Consider the following 16,352-nt stretch of genomic DNA (forward strand, 5'->3'; position numbering starts at 1 on the left):
AGTGTTCTGCTCTAAATCGCATAATTATGTAATGTTTTCTTGTTTTAGCATAACAATAGGTCAAATCACTTTAAAAGAAATCTTTTTCACTTTGATTTGATCAAAAAAACCCTGCATCCGACAACTGGCGTCTGATGCAGGGTTTTTATATAAAGCAGGATTATTTAAACAGTGAAATCATCACCCAGATAAACTTTTCTCACAGTTTCATTCGCCAGGATTTCTTCTGGTGTACCTTCAGCAAGCAATGCGCCTTCACTGACAATATAAGCATGCTCACAAATCGCCAGCGTTTCACGCACGTTATGATCGGTAATCAGCACCCCAATTCCGCGATCTTTCAAGGTCGTAATGATATCCTTAATATCTCCAACCGAAATCGGATCGACACCGGCAAAAGGTTCATCGAGTAGCATAAATTTTGGATCAGCCGCGAGTGCACGCGCAATCTCGGCACGACGTCGCTCACCACCGGAAACACTCATCCCCAAGGAATCTTTAATATGGGTAATTTTAAAGTCTGCCAATAATTCGGCCAGACGTTGCTGACGTTGTGCCTTGGTCAAGTCTTTACGGGTTTCCAGAATCGCCATAATATTTTCAGAAATCGTCAGTTTTCGGAAAATCGAAGCTTCCTGCGGCAAATAACCAATTCCCTTACGTGCCCGCTCATGCATTGCGAGGTCGGAAAGATCCAGATCATCCAGATAGATTTCCCCCTTATCCATCCGCACCAGACCGACCACCATATAGAAACTGGTGGTTTTACCGGCGCCATTCGGTCCCAGCAACCCGACAATCTGACCACTTTCCATGCTGAACGACACATCTTTCACTACCCAGCGTTTATTATAATTTTTCGCCAGATGTTTAATGGTGAGGGTTTGAACCTGCTGCGATTGCTCCATTAATCACGCGCTCCCGGGAAGGATGTTGAACTAGATGGTGGAATCACAATTTTTACGCGACCTTCAGCTGAACCGGTTTTATTCGGTGTACCGATGGCTTCAACATCACCCTTATTCATGCTGTATTTTAAAGTCGCACCACGAATACTGGCACCGTCCTGTTGCAGGAAGGCATTACCTGACAAGGTAATAATCCCGGTTTCAGCATTGTAGACAATTTTCTGCGCCTGACCTTTGGCAAGACCTTTGGCCGGATCCACTTTTTGCTGGAACTGTGCCGGGCTGCCTGTCGCTGTAATCAGGCTGATCTGACGCTTATTGTTCAGATTGGCCACAATCGAATTGGCTTGCAGCTTCATGGTGCCCTGTTCAATGATAACGTTGCCCGAATACGTCGTCACACCCGTCCGCTCATTGAAAGTCGCCCGGTCAGCCAGCAAAGTGATTGGCTGGTTACGGTCAGATGGCAGTGCAAAAGCAGCGATTGAACCGAGTCCAACCACAGTCGCCAGCGTCATACGCTTCAGGAAAGTGTGCATCATTTTGGCTTTAGGAGTTTGGTTCATACTTTCCTCGAATATTAAAGAATTCGTATTGACCATCATTAAGATTGGCTTTAAGACCCTGGCTGACGAATTCAGCCTGTGGAGATTCCACAATCACTGTCTTGTCTGTTTCAATTTCACGTGTTTTCGGAAAAGCAGTCAGTTCTTCAGTACGAAACTGCATTTTTCCATTTTGCATGATTTTGGTGGCGAGCACTTCTTGAGAGAGTACAACTTTTGTATTGTCATCATAACCATGCGCCATTTTGGCAAAGAAAGTCGCATCGACTTTACCATTGTCATAGGTCGATGCTCGCAGATTTTCCAGCTTTGAGGTTTCTAGCTGCAGGTTCTGCTCGAGTCGGTCCACTTGGGCACGAACCGACACCTGGCCTGCTTCATCCGTCTGGGTTAAGTTAATATTTTGAGCGGAATAGGTCATGCTGCGCGCAGAGTCTGCCTGCAGCTTGTTGCCCTTGCCGCTGTAATAGTAATAACCACCACTTATTGCGGCAATAATCACAGCCGTAATATATAAAACTTTAGTATCCATAAGCGGTGTACTTAATCCAAAAGATATGACTTATTAATAAGGCGCACGAGTATATTTTTCAAGTAACTCTTGGTACATGCCTTTGGACATTAACAGCATATCGCAGATTTCACGCACCGCACCACGTCCACCTTGGGCCTGAGTCACCAGATCGGCACGGCGGCGAACTTCAACATGACCATTAGGCACGGTCACTTTCATGCCGGCAATGGCAAAAGCAGACAGATCAGGCCAGTCATCGCCCATGTACAGGCAATCTTCAGGATCAATGTTGAGCTGTGCGCAGGCTTCACGAAGTGCTGTACCTTTGTCTTCACGGCCCTGATAGACCAGATCAACACCCAGATCCGACATACGCTTTTCTACGATATTGCTTTTACGTCCAGTGATAATAATCACCTTGATCCCTGCTTGCTGAACCAGTTTCATGCCCAGACCGTCACGAATATCAAAGGATTTGATCTCATCGCCAGTATTAGTCAGCGTTACAAAGCCATCACTTAAAATACCATCTACATCAAGCACCAGTGCTGCAATATGACGTGCCTGCTCTAATAATACATAAGATGCCATTTATTAATTTACCCCAGCCTGAATCAGGTCATGCATACTAATCACACCAATGACTTTATTGGCATCATCAACAACTACAAATTGATTAATTTTATGCTCATTCATACGTTCCAGTGCCACCACTGCACGTGCTTCCTGAGAAATGGTCAACGGATTTTTGGTCATCACGTCCTGAATAGCCAGATTGACATCAAAACCTTGCTGCTTATCAATCAAGCGACGCAAGTCACCATCGGTAAAAATCCCCAGCAACACATCATTTTCATCGACGACTGTGGTTAAGCCCAAGCGCTTGTTGGAAATTTCGTACAATACTTTATTCATGGCGGTATCTGGCGAGACTTTAGGTAAATCTGCGCCAGTACGCATCAGATGCTTCACATGCAATAACAGACGCTTACCCAGCGCACCTGCAGGATGTGAGCGTGCAAAATCATCCGAGGTAAAGCCGCGAGCATCCAATAAAGCTACCGCCAAAGCATCGCCCAAAGCCAATGTTGCCGTCGTTGACGATGTCGGCGCTAAACCCAGTGGACAAGCCTCCTGAATATTACCCAGCGTTAAAGCTACATCAGCATTTTGTGGCATTGGACCACGATCATCACCACTGATGGTAATCAGCGGAATTTCCAGATGCTTGATCAGCGGCATCAGCATCATGATTTCATCACTCTTGCCCGAGTTTGAAATTGCAATCAGCACATCACCAGCCACCAGCATCCCTAAGTCACCATGACCGGCTTCACCTGGATGCATAAAGAATGAGGGAGTTCCGGTCGAAGCAAAGGTCGCCGCCATTTTACGGCCAATATGACCTGACTTGCCCATTCCGGTAATCACCAGACGGCCAGTACACTGTAGAATAATTTCACATGCCCGGCTAAAACGGTCATCAATCTGTGTTGCTAAAATCTGTAGTGCATTTTCTTCGATGCGCAGTGTTTCAAGTGCGACTTTCTGGAAATCTAGTTGATTCGCTGTTTTTTGTGGATTCAAAGCCTGTTTACCTACGCTAAGGACAGAAAAAAACTCTGGTTTGATGGGCATAATTTTCGCAATTTTAGCATAGCTATGCAATTGTAAGCTTTCTAAATATAGAAGATTCGACGGATTTTTAATATATTCAGATTGTATTCAACTTGCGCAATCTGGTATCTCCGCCTCTACATTCACTCCATTTTTAAAGCGGTTATATGCGCTTGTTTTTATTTTTATAGAAACACGCTTACGCTATCCAAAATAAGTTTGGGTCAAATCAGACCAGACTCATTCAAATATAATTCCATCAGACTGGCAAACACTGCCTCTGAAAATGTAAGCTCAATATTCGCTATTTCACTTCCTGAACCCCTTCTTTATAAATCACTCTCGTTGCCTAACTCCCCTAAATAACTGAGGCTTTTTACGCTTTTATCTTTATGAATAATTATGCTTAGGTTAAGATGATTCATCCTTTTATTTGAAGTCTTTTGAACAGCTATGCAACCATTTGTTCTATATAACTCAGAGCAACGCAAAAAAGTAGAATTCGTACCTCGTGTTGAAGGTCAAATTGATCTGTATGTCTGTGGTATGACGGTTTATGACTACTGTCATATTGGACATGCACGTACAGTGGTTGCATTTGACTATATTATCCGTTTCCTGCGTAGCCAAGGCTGGAAAGTCAAATATGTGCGTAATATTACGGATATTGACGACAAAATTATTAAACGTGCCAATGAAAATGGCGAAAGTATCTCAGAATTAACAGGTCGCTTTATTGATGCGATGAATGAAGACTTTGCCAAACTGGGCTGTCTTGCGCCTGATGCAGCACCTAAAGCAACAGATTACATCGATCAAATGCAAGCAATGATCGGCAACCTGGTCGACAAAGGTACGGCTTATCCTTCCAATAATGGCGATGTCTACTTTGAGGTCGAGAAATTCGCCAAATACGGTCGTCTATCTGGCCGTAAACTAGAAGATATGCAAGCGGGTGCGTCTGAACGTGTCGATGTCGAAGTAGAAAAGAAACACCCGTTTGACTTTGTACTGTGGAAACATGCCAAGGAAAATGAGCCATCATGGGCATCACCGTGGGGTAATGGCCGTCCAGGCTGGCACATCGAATGTTCCGCAATGTCGACCTGCTGCCTAGGCAATCATTTCGATATTCATGGCGGTGGTGCTGATTTAACCTTCCCGCATCATGAAAATGAAATTGCACAATCTGAAGCATCTACTGGCGAACAGTATGTCAATTACTGGATGCATGCCGGATTTATTAATGTCGATGGCGAGAAAATGTCGAAGTCTTTAGGCAATTTCTTCACTATTCGCGACGTGATTGAAAAATTCCATCCGGAAGTGGTGCGTTATTTCATTGTGTCTTCCCATTATCGTAGCCCGGTGAATTACTCGGATGTTGCCTTAAAAGAAGCAAAAAATACCTTGTCTCGTTTCTACCATTCTTTTAAAACCTATCAGGCGGTTTATGGTGATCATCTGATTGAAACTCTGGATGAGGCTTTGGTTGAGCGTTTCAATGCCGCTATGCGTGATGATTTCAATACGCCTGAAGCGATTGCGGTATTGTTCGAAATCAATAAAGAGCTGAATCGTACCGTGAAAGAAGAAAATGCGGAACAGGCAGCGATCTACTACGCAACTTTACGTCACCTGACCAATATTCTCGGTCTAGTACAGCAAAATGTAGATGAGTTCCTCAAATCTGACATTGGTCAAGAAGCTCTAGGATTGTCACCTGAACAAATTGAAGATTTGATTCAACAGCGTCAGGATGCCAAGAAAGCCAAAGAGTTCGCACGTGCGGATGAGATTCGTCAATCTTTACTTGATCAAGGCGTGGTACTTGAGGATACTCGTCAAGGTACAGTTTGGCGTCGTGCTGATTAATTAATCAAACAGATTTATAGGGAGTTGACACTGCTGTGGAATTCTCTATAATTCACCTCATTGCGGGAATAGCTCAGTTGGTAGAGCATAACCTTGCCAAGGTTGGGGTCGGGAGTTCGAGTCTCCTTTCCCGCTCCAGAATACGAAAAACCCTTATCGAAAGATAAGGGTTTTTTTATTGTGTTTGAAAAAAATTTATTAATAAAATGTATATCTCAAATCACTTATTCATCCTCTTTTACCCTGACAATTTTTTTGGGTTATTCATGACAAAGTGCTATTGTGGATAAACTTTAAAACTTTCAATCCCTTTCATAACGATATCGTTTCATGACTTATAAATTGAATGCTCGTCATCTTGTTTTAGACTTACTCTACGCTTCTAAGAACTCAACCTTGACTATTAAGCGGATATTAGCTGCTGCTGAATTATTGGGTATATCTGACAATGGTATCCGTGTAGCTGTGGCTCGATTAAATCAGGAAAATTTCATTCAAGCTGTGGAACGCGGCGTGTATCAATTGCTAGAGAAAAAATTCGATACTTCTTTTATCAGCTTAAACAAACACCCTGATATGCAAACGGCGACCACATGGAACGGAAAATATGTATTGGTCTATACCGGCACTTTGGGACGTGTAGACCGTACCGCCTTATATAAAAGAGAAAAAGCGCTGCGTTATTATGGTTTTCAGGAACTAGAGCAAAATGTTTTTATTCGTCCCGATAATTTAACGCTAAACCTAAGTCCATTAAAAACAGCTGTAATCCAGTTTGGATTAGATCCTGACGCACGTTTTTTCCAAGTCAGTCAACTGGAAAGTGAAACCGAAGTTCGTGATTTATGGGATATCGAAGAGCTACATCAGACCTATCATGCAGTACAGCATGCTATCAACGACTGGTTTGAGAATTACCAGAATCTGACTTTAGCAGAGGCTGCAAAAAGTGCCTTTTATCTAGGTAAATCTGCCCTATTTAGTTTGCGTGCTGACCCCTTACTTCCTGCAGAATGGATAGACACAGATGCTCGACAACAATTTGAGCTCGCAGTCCGCAAAATAGAAAAACAGGGTCAACTTTTATGGCAACACTATTTTAAAGACCAAGGGGTCTAATTTATTTCTTTTTTATACACAAAAATGAATTGACTGTAATATTTCATCCAAATATATTGAATAAAGCAATAAGAACTAAATATAGGCAGAAGAATGAACAGAAAGGTCAGTGTCACAGAACTTTTTAGTCGTGACGAAATTAAAGAACTCACCACGACCTCAGACTTACACGGTGCCTGGGCAGTAGGTTCAACCTGGACCGTAATTGTCATGACCTTTGGTACGGTTGCCTATAGCTGGGAATATTTACCTACATGGGGAAAAATCCTGATATGTGCATTGGCATTGGCTATTCTTGCTGGACGCCAGCTTGCGATGGCTATTTTGATGCATGATGCCTCGCACCATAGCCTGTTCAAAACCAAATGGTTAAATACCCATCTGACTGATTGGCTCTGTGCACGCCCGATCTGGAATGATGTCAGCAAATACCGTCCTTATCACCTGAAACATCATGCTAAAACCTCGCAGCCAGATGATCCTGACTTGGGGTTGGTAAAAAACTTTCCCATTACGCAAAGCTCACTATTCAGGAAATTCTTCCGTGACCTGAATGGGCAATCGGGGCTTAAATTTCTCGCTGGTCGAGTATTAATGGATCTGGAATTGCTGGAATGGAGTGTTTCCAATGACCCCAAGCCAATTCCGCATGGTGATCGCAGCAATTTAGAGTTAGCGAAAAACTTGCTTAAAAATAGTTCTGGTATGTTAATTTCAAATGCAGCAATTTTTTCTGCTCTGTGGGCCAGCGGCCATCCTAAAATGTATTTATTATGGCCTCTCGCCTATATCACTCCATTTCCTTTGTTCATCCGCATCCGCGCTATGGCTGAGCATGCGGGCCTAGAAACCAGTCATTCCGCCCTTAGCAATACCCGCACCACCCGTGCAGACTGGCTGGCACGTGCTTTTGTAGCCCCAATTCATGTGAACTATCATATTGAACATCATTTGATGGCCTCTGTTCCGCATCAAAAGCTGGCGAAAATGCATCAGATGTTAAGGGAGCGTCAGTATGTCGATGCTCCGCCAAGTTATCTGGATGTGATTCGCTCACTTTTAAAAAAATAAAAAATATTTCTGCGGTTGAGACTATTCAATTTCAATGTGGATGGCTTTCGGCATGTGAATGCGGATGTGAGGATTGTCCCCGATGTTCTAGTGGGCAGTCTTCCGCTTCGATCTGCAAGGTCATCTCGGTAATATGATGCTCATGGTGGAGCATCTCAAAGGCCTGATGACGCAGTTTCTGATAATCCACATTCGGCGCAACCAGATGCACAGTCAGCATGACTTTTTTGGAGGTAATTGCCCAAACCTTGAGCTGATGAATGTCCTGAACCCCTTCGAGCGCCAAAAGATCGTGGCGTAATTTTTCAATATCAATTTCATCCGGCACACCTTCAAGCAGAATATTGATGCTCTGTTTCAGCAAAATCCAGGTTCTTGGCAACACCCAAAATCCGATCAATACCGCAATCAGCGTATCCACCCACATCCAGCCAGTCAAATAAATTACCAGCGCCCCAATGATCACCCCGACTGATCCCAGTGCATCACTGAGCACTTCCAGATAAGCACCTTTGACATTGAGACTTTCTTGACTGCTAGACACCAGAATTTTCATGGAAATCAGGTTAATGAACAGCCCCAAGGTGGCCACGATCATCATGCCCAAGCTCTGGATTTCTGGCGGATAACTCAAACGCTGATAAGCTTCAAACAAAATATAAATCGCAACCACAAACAGCATCACGGCATTAAACAGGGCAGCCAAAATCTCAAAGCGCTGATAACCAAATGTCCGTTTATTGTCTGCCGGTTTTTGCCCAATTTTGATAGCGACTAAAGCGATAGCCAGTGCAGCAGCATCGGTAAACATATGCGCAGCATCAGAAAGTAGGGCCAAACTTTGAGTTAGAAAACCAGCAATCACTTCCACAATTAAAAAAGTCGTGGTTAATGCCAACGCTATTGATAATTTTTTGGCATTTTTTGCAGTCACGGCGACATGACTATGTTCATGATGATGTGAATTCCCCACCGGCCCCTCCCTCCTTCTTATTCAACGAGGACTGTATCCTCAGCATCTTTTCAAGTTTTGTTCTGATTCATATTACGCTTGAATTTTACCTATTTAAGTAGGTTTTTTATGAACTGTTTTATCAGTCGACATTAGATTAAAGTTTTAGCTTTTTCATGTTCTGCCAGCCAGGCCTGTACCGAAGCACGCTTAAAATTACGCTCGACATATTCTATTATTTTCACAGGAAGTTTCACCTGATGGCTCAACAAACGATGCAACATAAAGGCCAGATCAAAGTCTGCAATTGACCAGTGTTCAGTCAACCATATGTCCTCCAGCATATATTCTGCCACATTCACCAAGCGCTGAATTTCTTCAGTGATCGAAGCTGTAAGAGGTATAGACATTTTTGCTAGATGAAATACCGAATCGGAAGGCATCTGCTGGCGGATTTGCATAAAATCGGTTTTGACCAAGGCTTGTATGGCCCGACATTTAGCTCTAGCATAAATTTCCTTAGGATATAAGGCTGGATAATTAGGTGCTGGAAAGGCATCTTCCAAATATTCAGTGATCGCCCATGATTCAAACAGGCTAAAGTTATCTACTATTAAACACGGAACTTTAGCACTTGGACAAATGGCTTGATAAGCCGCAGATTTCTGTTGCTGCTGATCTAAATCGACCACTATTTCCTGAAAATCTAAACCCTTTTCTTTTAAGGCAACATAGACCGACATGGCATAAGGGCTGATTCTATTTTTATCGACATATAAACGTATATTTTGCATATCCTTGATCCTGATAGGCTTGTTGTTTTTATTCAGTACGGCAGCCTTACTCTACTCTCTTTCCTATATAAAAGGAAAAATGAACTGCTTCATGTAGCGATCACACGAAAATGTTTACACAGTTGCCGATAGCGCAGCGATGTTCATTATTTTCTATTTTGCACATGATGTGGGGCATAAAGCCTTTTATTTTGCTTTTGATTCACGTTAAATTAAATCATTCTCTTGATATCAAAAAACTATGCTGAACTTAGCCCACCTCTCCGATACCGTGTATGCCATTCAACATTTGGCTTTTGAAGACTTAGGTGCTTGGGAAGATATTTTTTATCAGCTCGGCTTACGTGTGCGTTATTTCGAAGCTGGCATCGATGATCTTACCAAGGCTTTTAAACATCCTGGATTAACAATTATTCTCGGTGGCCCGATTGCAGTCTATGAAACTGAGGATTACCCTTTCTTACAACAAGAAATAGACTTACTTAAAGTTCGACTGGAAAAGAATTTACCGACTTTAGGCATCTGTTTAGGTGCGCAGTTAATTGCTGCTGCATTGAATGCTAAAGTCTATCCCGGAGATGTGAAGGAAATTGGCTGGTCTAAACTCAGTCTTGCTTCTATTGAAAACAATCCACTAAAAGCTCTGGAGGATATTGACGTCCTGCATTGGCATGGTGATACCTTTGACCTACCTGAACAGGTAGAATTACTGGCCAGCTCTGATCTTTATCCAAATCAGGCCTTTCGGGTAGGACAGAATATTCTAGCACTACAATTCCATGCTGAAGTGGCCAGTGAAAGTTTAGAGAAATGGCTGATTGGACATACCTGTGAGTTACGCAAAGCCCAGATCAATATTCCCGCCTTACGGGCGGATCATCAAAGCTATGCGCCCGCGCTTGAACAGGCCGCCAGTTCGGTATTGCTGCATTATTTAGAAAACTTGCAACTTAAATAACCGTAATAAAAAAGCACCCAGTTGGGTAATGCCAGTCAGTTAAGAAATTGACTGGCATTTTCTTGGGTATTTCTGCGGTTTTCCTTTCACAACTCGTGGGCAACTTCTAACCCTTCTCTCAGGCAAAACATACCTCCTCGATTTCTCCAGTAAACTTTCTAGATGTTTAGGTAAATTCCCTGCGGAGTCTAAAGAATCAAATCTTAATATATTCAGGATGCTGATAGAGGCAATATGAAAGCTGATTCTCAAAGGACTGACTTTTGCACGTTGAGCCATATGTTTCATTTGTCTTCTTAGAATATTATAGGCAATGAAGACCCCCCATAATTCTTGATAAATTAAATCAGGTTGCTTGCTCCTCAAATGCTTACCTTCCTGTAAATCACTTTTGATTTCTCGGTAACACATTTCTATTTCCCAGCGCTGGGCATAAAGCTTCGCCAAGCCTATCAGTGGATATGCCTTTGAATCCATTAATGAAGTGATATAACGTCTAATTTTCCCTGCCTGCTCAACTTCAATCAAACGCGCTTCCCAATATTCTCCTAATGATGGATTTAGCTTCCTGGCTCTAGCTGAAAGAGGCATTTTGATTTGAAAGTCATGCGGGGAATTACGTTTAATGATCTCATAGCGTAAATTATCTTTTGCTCTCATTAACCAATGACTGGCTTCTACTCGTGTTTGCCAGTCAATCAAGAAATCAGCAGAGAAATAGGCTCGATCAAACAAGGTAATACTATGCGATGGAGGACATAATCGATTTGCCAGTGTAAGTTCACCCTGATCCATGCTACCTATTTGGGCATCAATGATTTCATGGGTGCTGGTATTTACCAGGCAGGTTGCTCTCACTTGTGGATAAGGGGCTGCAGCGGTTTTACCCTTAGATGAGCCAAAGTGTTCAAAATTCTCGTCTGTATAAGGCATAGACCAAACCACCCCGTCAACAGCACATACACTAAGGCCATGAAAGTTTGAGTATTGCTGTTGGGATTCTTCAAACCAGGCTTGGCTGAGTAGAGAAAACAAGGTATTCAAGGGCTCTCGTCCTAAACGTTGTCGTGCTTGCACTGCTGCACTGGGGACACAATATTCTGTTGTACCAAACACAAGTTTTAGTTGCTCTACGACATACCCGATCGGTTGATCTCGAAATAGGGCAAGCCCAATTACCAGCCATACCACATGTTCGGCAGGTAATTTTCTTCTCCTGATAGAAGCCTTACCTGTTTGATGTAGGCTTTCTTTAATCCAGTTTAAATCAATGAGTTCACTGAAATGGCTGAGTGAAGGCAAAGAATGTTGAAGGGTGCAATCTAAATTTTCAGATAAAGTCATAAAAAAAATGAGCGTATTGGCATACACTCATTTTTACTACATTTTTCTAATGTCTGCTTAACTGACTGGCATTAACCCAGTTGGGTGCTTTTTTAATTTGTCATGCTCATTTTTTCGGAGCAGGAACAGAAGCCTCGGTAGTAATGTTCACTGTAATTTTATCGCCCACATTTGGAACATAACCGCCTACCCCAAAGGCTGAACGGTTAAATGAAGTGGTTGCATTGAAACCAATCGTTTGTAATTTTGTCATTGGGTGCACGCCTTGTTTATTTAAAACTGCGTCCAGTACCACAGGTTTAGTGACATCTTTTACGGTTAAGTTACCGGTGATTTTGTATTTGTTTTTGCCTAAAGCCTGAACTTTAGTACTTTTAAAAGTGATATTCGGATATTTGGCAGCATCAAAAAATTCTGCTGTCTTAATATGGTCATCCAGCGCTTTCACATTCGTATTAATGCTTGCAACCGGGATGTTCACATTGACCGAAGAATTCGCAGGTTTTGCATTATCAACATTAATCGTACCCTGGATGTCACTGAAGTTTGCAGATGGTGTAGAGAAACCAAAGTGGCTCCAAGAGAACACCGTTGCTGAATGAGTCGGGTCAATCGTATAGGCCACTGGTTTTGCCATAGAAACTGTTGCTACAGATGCGACCGCCAAGCCTAATGCTAATGTTTTGAAATTCATGTTTTTATCTCACGTTTTGGATGTTATTAAGTGTATAGAATCTGGAACCGTTTACAGCCCTAAAGATAAAACGTTTTGTTGCAGTGATGAAACGATAAAATTGTAAGTTATTTTTTTAAATTTTGAGCTTTAATCCATACGGTACTGGATGAATCCAGTTTTCTTGGCGACTTTGTTATACAACGCTTGTGCCTGATGATTTGATTCCTGAGTCAGCCAGTAAACCCGGTCGCAATTACGCTGCTGTGCAACCTGATAGACATGTTGAATCAACTTACGCGCCACACCCTTTCCCCGATAGTCAGGATGGGTAAATAGATCCTGCAAATAGGCATAAGGTCTTACTGTCCAGCTACTGTTATGTTCGATGACATGCACCATCCCAACGACCTTTCCATCAATCAAGGCCGCAAAACCGTATATTGAATCTAATTCATAATTGGTTAATTTATCCCAGGTATTTTCACTCACCTCATCCGAAATTTGCGTCTGATAAAAGCGTTGATAGTCTTGCCATAAAAATAGCCATTCCGGCTGTGATATTTGCTCTAGAGATTTGATCTGGATCTGGGGCTGTATATTCATGTTTAACCGCTTCTTTGGCTTATTTCTTTAATTTAAGTCGTTTCGATAGTGGTCGCTGAATTTTTATAGCGGCCTAAACCTAGCTTTATCTCATCTGATGTTCATAAGCAACCTGTCAGATGAAAAATCATCCGGCATAAAAAAGTCCCAATCAGGGACTTTTCATGCTTTATGTTTAAAGTTTTTCAACCAGAATACGATCAACCTGTTTTAGGCCAGTCGTCTTTTCATGATTTTTACGACGCACTTTAATGATATTTTCTTCGGCTAATTCTGCAGCATTAAATCAACTGCAACCATCGCTTCAAGAGGTAATTCCTGTCCGATCCACTTGAGTTCGCCTGCATCCATTAAAGTAATTTCATCGTTAATTTGTTCATACAAGCTCATGTTCATCTCACTCTTTCATTTCGACTATGGGAGAACTTTCTAACAGTTGCCACATGAAAACAACGCTAAAAAGCAAAAGACGCCCCAAAACTGGAGCGCCTTTTAATAAACCGCCTAATCAGTTGATTATGCAGTAATCTCTTTTACAGCTGCAACCACTGCTTCAGTGGTAATCCCGAAGAACTGGAACAGATCTTTTGCAGGTGCAGATTCACCATAAGTGGTCATACCAATGACACGACCATCAAGACCTACAAATTTCCACCAGTAATCAACATGTGCAGCCTCAACAGCAACACGTGCACGAATATTTGATGGAAGAACCGCTTCACGATAAGCTGCATCTTGCTTCATGAATTCTTCAGCACATGGCATAGACACGACACGCACGCCTTCAAGCTGTGCATAAGCTTCCATTGCCAGAGATACTTCAGAACCAGTTGCAATGATGATGGCTTTCAATTCGCCTTTTTCTTCAGCCAATACATAGCCACCTTTCGCAGCGTTCTCAATTTGAGCTTGAGTACGGGTTTGGAATGGCAAGTTCTGACGAGAGAAGATCAATGCGGTTGGACCTTCAGCACGCGTTAATGCAGATTTCCAAGAAATTGCTGCTTCAACGGTGTCACATGGGCGCCATGTATTTAGGTTTGGTGTACCACGAAGGGATGCGATCTGCTCAACAGGTTGATGCGTTGGGCCATCTTCACCCAGACCAATTGAGTCATGCGTATACACATGGATCACGCGCTTTTTCATTAATGCAGACATACGTACCGCATTACGTGCATATTCCATAAACATCAGGAATGTTGCTACATAAGGGATGAACCCGCCATGCAGTGCAACACCATTCGCGATTGCAGTCATACCGAATTCACGTACGCCATAGTGTACGTAGTTACCTGCCGGATTGTCCTGTACGCCTTGCGCGCCTTTCCAAAGGGTCAGGTTAGAACCTGCAAGATCCGCAGAACCACCTAGAACTTCTGGCAATAATGGAACAAGTGCTTGCAATGCATTTTGGCTGGCTTTACGCGTTGCAATTGTTTCAGCTTTGGCATTCACTTCTGCAATATAGGCATCCGCTTTTGCAACGAAGTCAGCCGGTAATTCACCAGATAAACGACGTTTAAATTCAGCGGCTTCAGTTGGATATTTTGCAGCATAAGCAGCAAATGTTTCGTTCCAAGCTGCTTCTGATTCAGCACCTTTGGCTTTCGCATCCCAAGCTGCATAAACATCTTCAGGAATTACAAATGCTTCATCAGTCCAGCCTAGTGCTTCACGAGTCAAGACGATTTCGTCATGACCGAGTGGTGCACCATGACTGTCTTCTTTACCTTGCTTGTTTGGTGAACCCAAACCAATCACGGTTTTACAGATAATGATGGTTGGTTTAGCAGTTTCAGCTTTCGCCTCAACAGTTGCCTGACGGATTGCATCTGCATCGTGGCCATCAACTTTAATCACTTGCCAGCCGTACGCCAAGAAGCGTTGTTCTGTATCGTCAGAGAACCAGCCTTCCACTTCGCCATCAATCGAGATGCCATTGTCGTCATAGTAAGCAATCAATTTGCCCAGACCCAATGTACCCGCCAAAGAACATGCTTCGTGAGAAACACCTTCCATCAAACAGCCATCGCCGAGGAAGCAATAAGTGAAGTGATCTACAACTTGGATGTCGTCTTTGTTGAATTGCGCAGCTAGAGTTTTTTCAGCCAGTGCAAAACCGACAGCATTCGCGATGCCTTGACCTAAAGGACCAGTCGTCGTTTCAATCCCTGGTGCATAGCCCAACTCCGGGTGACCAGGTGTTTTAGAATGAAGTTGACGGAATGCTTTAAGATCTTCAATCGAAAGATCGTAGCCCGTTAAATGAAGAAGCGCATATTGAAGCATAGAGCCATGGCCATTTGATAATACAAAACGGTCACGGTTTGCCCAATTCGGGTTGGTCGGGTTATGGTTCATGAATTCACGCCAAACCACATCAGCGATATCTGCCATCCCCATTGGAGCACCTGGATGTCCTGAGTTTGCTTTTTGCACAGCATCCATTGCCAATACACGAATTGCGTTTGCAATACGACGTTCATTAAGCGGGGTTGTCATAAATCAGAGTCCAAAATATTCAGAAATAGGAAATGATGAAAAGACTTTCAAAACTGCTGTCTATTGTCTTAAAAAAACAGCGAGGGGTAAAGACTAACCAACAATATTTATCAGTTTATTGAGTGTCTCTTGCCTTATCGTACAATTATTCCACATTTCTTCTTCGGCTTCGGTTCTTCAGATTGAATTATCCCGCATTTTCTAATTAACTTTCTTGTCTGTATCTGGATTCTAAGCTGATAAACAGGATTGAATTTATGCTGATTTTATTTCTATTTTATATGTCTCACATCATTATTTTTAAAGAAAATCTATACAATTCACTGATCCATTCATAATGTAATTTTTACTAAATTTTATAAAATATTGGCAGGATTGTTTGATATACAGGTGAAATCAAATTTGCTTAGGCTAATTTTCAACTTCGGTAGACTTAATGTCCCTGACAGTCTTTAGGCAAATAGCGCTGCTGAATATCAGTGGAATAACATTTGCCACTATGAACATCAAAAGCGACTGATTTCCCGCGAATGGCCATATCGACTCCCTGCTCTCGTATCTTGAACTCTATCCGGCAAGCGGCATTAATAATGACTTTTTCGATATATTGACCATGCCCACCAATCTGGCGTCCGGCATCACAGTGCTGATCCGAAGCAATAAACTGGGTTCGATATGCTCCAGCCTGTTCAAACACTTCGGCCAATTGATTACGCACGACATAAGCTTGATAACTCATAAAAGCCATCGTCACTAAAATCGCGATAATGATGAGCACGATCAGCACTTCAATCAGGGTAAATGCCTTTTGATACATGATTTCTGATCTCCTTACAGTCTTGCTCCAAGA

General features: G+C 42.5%; 16 protein-coding genes, 1 tRNA gene and 1 pseudogene. 5 read left to right on the top strand and 13 right to left on the bottom strand.

What is annotated here, in order from left to right; translation table 11 throughout:
- Window positions 1-164 precede the first annotated feature (164 nt).
- From lptB to ACO1B7_RS01030, 5 genes are read right to left on the bottom strand one after another with little or no spacing between them, the layout of a single operon-like run.
- Window positions 165-908 carry an LPS export ABC transporter ATP-binding protein gene (gene lptB, locus ACO1B7_RS01010; RefSeq protein WP_195724841.1) on the bottom strand — a complete coding sequence of 248 codons (744 nt, stop codon included), beginning with the start codon at window positions 906-908 and terminating at the stop codon, window positions 165-167.
- Entirely contained in the window at window positions 908-1,474 is a 567-nt protein-coding gene (gene lptA / locus ACO1B7_RS01015; protein WP_423089685.1) for a lipopolysaccharide transport periplasmic protein LptA, read from the bottom strand. Before lptA ends, lptB begins: the two co-directional genes overlap by 1 nt.
- A complete protein-coding gene (gene lptC, locus ACO1B7_RS01020) occupies window positions 1,458-2,006 on the bottom strand; it encodes an LPS export ABC transporter periplasmic protein LptC (RefSeq protein ID WP_004646678.1) in 549 nt (182 codons plus the stop codon). The genes lptA and lptC overlap by 17 nt, the downstream gene beginning before the upstream one ends.
- A gap of 33 nt (window positions 2,007-2,039) precedes the next feature.
- Window positions 2,040-2,579 carry a KdsC family phosphatase gene (locus ACO1B7_RS01025; protein WP_004279958.1) on the bottom strand — a complete coding sequence of 180 codons (540 nt, stop codon included), beginning with the start codon at window positions 2,577-2,579 and terminating at the stop codon, window positions 2,040-2,042.
- A 3-nt stretch (window positions 2,580-2,582) separates the two neighbouring features.
- Window positions 2,583-3,626, bottom strand: a complete 1,044-nt coding sequence (locus ACO1B7_RS01030; protein ID WP_004279959.1) for a KpsF/GutQ family sugar-phosphate isomerase — start codon at window positions 3,624-3,626, stop codon at window positions 2,583-2,585.
- 432 nt (window positions 3,627-4,058) lie between these two features.
- Between ACO1B7_RS01030 and cysS the strand changes: the two genes are divergently transcribed.
- The 4 genes from cysS to ACO1B7_RS01050 all read left to right on the top strand — a co-directional run bounded on the left by cysS (window position 4,059) and on the right by ACO1B7_RS01050 (window position 7,670).
- A complete protein-coding gene (gene cysS / locus ACO1B7_RS01035; RefSeq protein WP_222112103.1) occupies window positions 4,059-5,480 on the top strand; it encodes a cysteine--tRNA ligase in 1,422 nt (473 codons plus the stop codon).
- A 62-nt stretch (window positions 5,481-5,542) separates the two neighbouring features.
- A tRNA-Gly gene (locus tag ACO1B7_RS01040) sits at window positions 5,543-5,618 on the top strand.
- 192 nt (window positions 5,619-5,810) lie between these two features.
- Window positions 5,811-6,599 (top strand): PaaX family transcriptional regulator C-terminal domain-containing protein, encoded by a 789-nt coding sequence (locus ACO1B7_RS01045; protein ID WP_222112102.1) that lies wholly within the window; start codon window positions 5,811-5,813, stop codon window positions 6,597-6,599.
- Between the two features lie 93 nt (window positions 6,600-6,692).
- Complete coding sequence (locus tag ACO1B7_RS01050; RefSeq protein WP_222112101.1) at window positions 6,693-7,670, top strand: fatty acid desaturase family protein; 978 nt, start codon at window positions 6,693-6,695, stop codon at window positions 7,668-7,670.
- A gap of 31 nt (window positions 7,671-7,701) precedes the next feature.
- Here the strand turns inward: ACO1B7_RS01050 and ACO1B7_RS01055 are convergent, their stop codons facing one another.
- Entirely contained in the window at window positions 7,702-8,643 is a 942-nt protein-coding gene (locus ACO1B7_RS01055; protein WP_114540786.1) for a cation diffusion facilitator family transporter, read from the bottom strand.
- 131 nt (window positions 8,644-8,774) lie between these two features.
- Entirely contained in the window at window positions 8,775-9,416 is a 642-nt protein-coding gene (yfcF, locus tag ACO1B7_RS01060) for a glutathione transferase (RefSeq protein ID WP_222112100.1), read from the bottom strand.
- A 241-nt stretch (window positions 9,417-9,657) separates the two neighbouring features.
- Between yfcF and ACO1B7_RS01065 the strand changes: the two genes are divergently transcribed.
- Window positions 9,658-10,374: a glutamine amidotransferase gene (locus ACO1B7_RS01065; RefSeq protein ID WP_004646670.1), complete on the top strand. Its 717-nt coding sequence runs from the start codon at window positions 9,658-9,660 to the stop codon at window positions 10,372-10,374.
- Between the two features lie 39 nt (window positions 10,375-10,413).
- Here the strand turns inward: ACO1B7_RS01065 and ACO1B7_RS01070 are convergent, their stop codons facing one another.
- The 6 genes and pseudogenes from ACO1B7_RS01070 to ACO1B7_RS01095 form a co-directional block, all read right to left on the bottom strand.
- Window positions 10,414-11,718, bottom strand: a complete 1,305-nt coding sequence (locus ACO1B7_RS01070; protein WP_005104965.1) for an IS4 family transposase — start codon at window positions 11,716-11,718, stop codon at window positions 10,414-10,416.
- A 106-nt stretch (window positions 11,719-11,824) separates the two neighbouring features.
- The gene (locus tag ACO1B7_RS01075) at window positions 11,825-12,412 is read right to left on the bottom strand and encodes a YceI family protein (RefSeq protein WP_004646669.1); all 588 of its coding nucleotides are present in this window, start codon (window positions 12,410-12,412) and stop codon (window positions 11,825-11,827) included.
- A 129-nt stretch (window positions 12,413-12,541) separates the two neighbouring features.
- On the bottom strand, window positions 12,542-12,997 hold the full coding sequence (locus ACO1B7_RS01080; RefSeq protein WP_004646668.1) for a GNAT family N-acetyltransferase: 456 nt from the start codon (window positions 12,995-12,997) through the stop codon (window positions 12,542-12,544).
- 175 nt (window positions 12,998-13,172) lie between these two features.
- Window positions 13,173-13,387: pseudogene (locus ACO1B7_RS01085) on the bottom strand (hypothetical protein).
- Between the two features lie 126 nt (window positions 13,388-13,513).
- Window positions 13,514-15,502 carry a transketolase gene (gene tkt, locus ACO1B7_RS01090; RefSeq protein ID WP_004646666.1) on the bottom strand — a complete coding sequence of 663 codons (1,989 nt, stop codon included), beginning with the start codon at window positions 15,500-15,502 and terminating at the stop codon, window positions 13,514-13,516.
- Window positions 15,503-15,935: 433 nt separating this feature from the next.
- Entirely contained in the window at window positions 15,936-16,319 is a 384-nt protein-coding gene (locus tag ACO1B7_RS01095) for a prepilin-type N-terminal cleavage/methylation domain-containing protein (protein ID WP_004646665.1), read from the bottom strand.
- Between the last annotated feature and the right edge of the window lie 33 nt (window positions 16,320-16,352).

The organism is Acinetobacter lwoffii, assembly GCF_049367455.1.
Taxonomy (GTDB): Bacteria; Pseudomonadota; Gammaproteobacteria; order Pseudomonadales; family Moraxellaceae; genus Acinetobacter; species Acinetobacter lwoffii_W.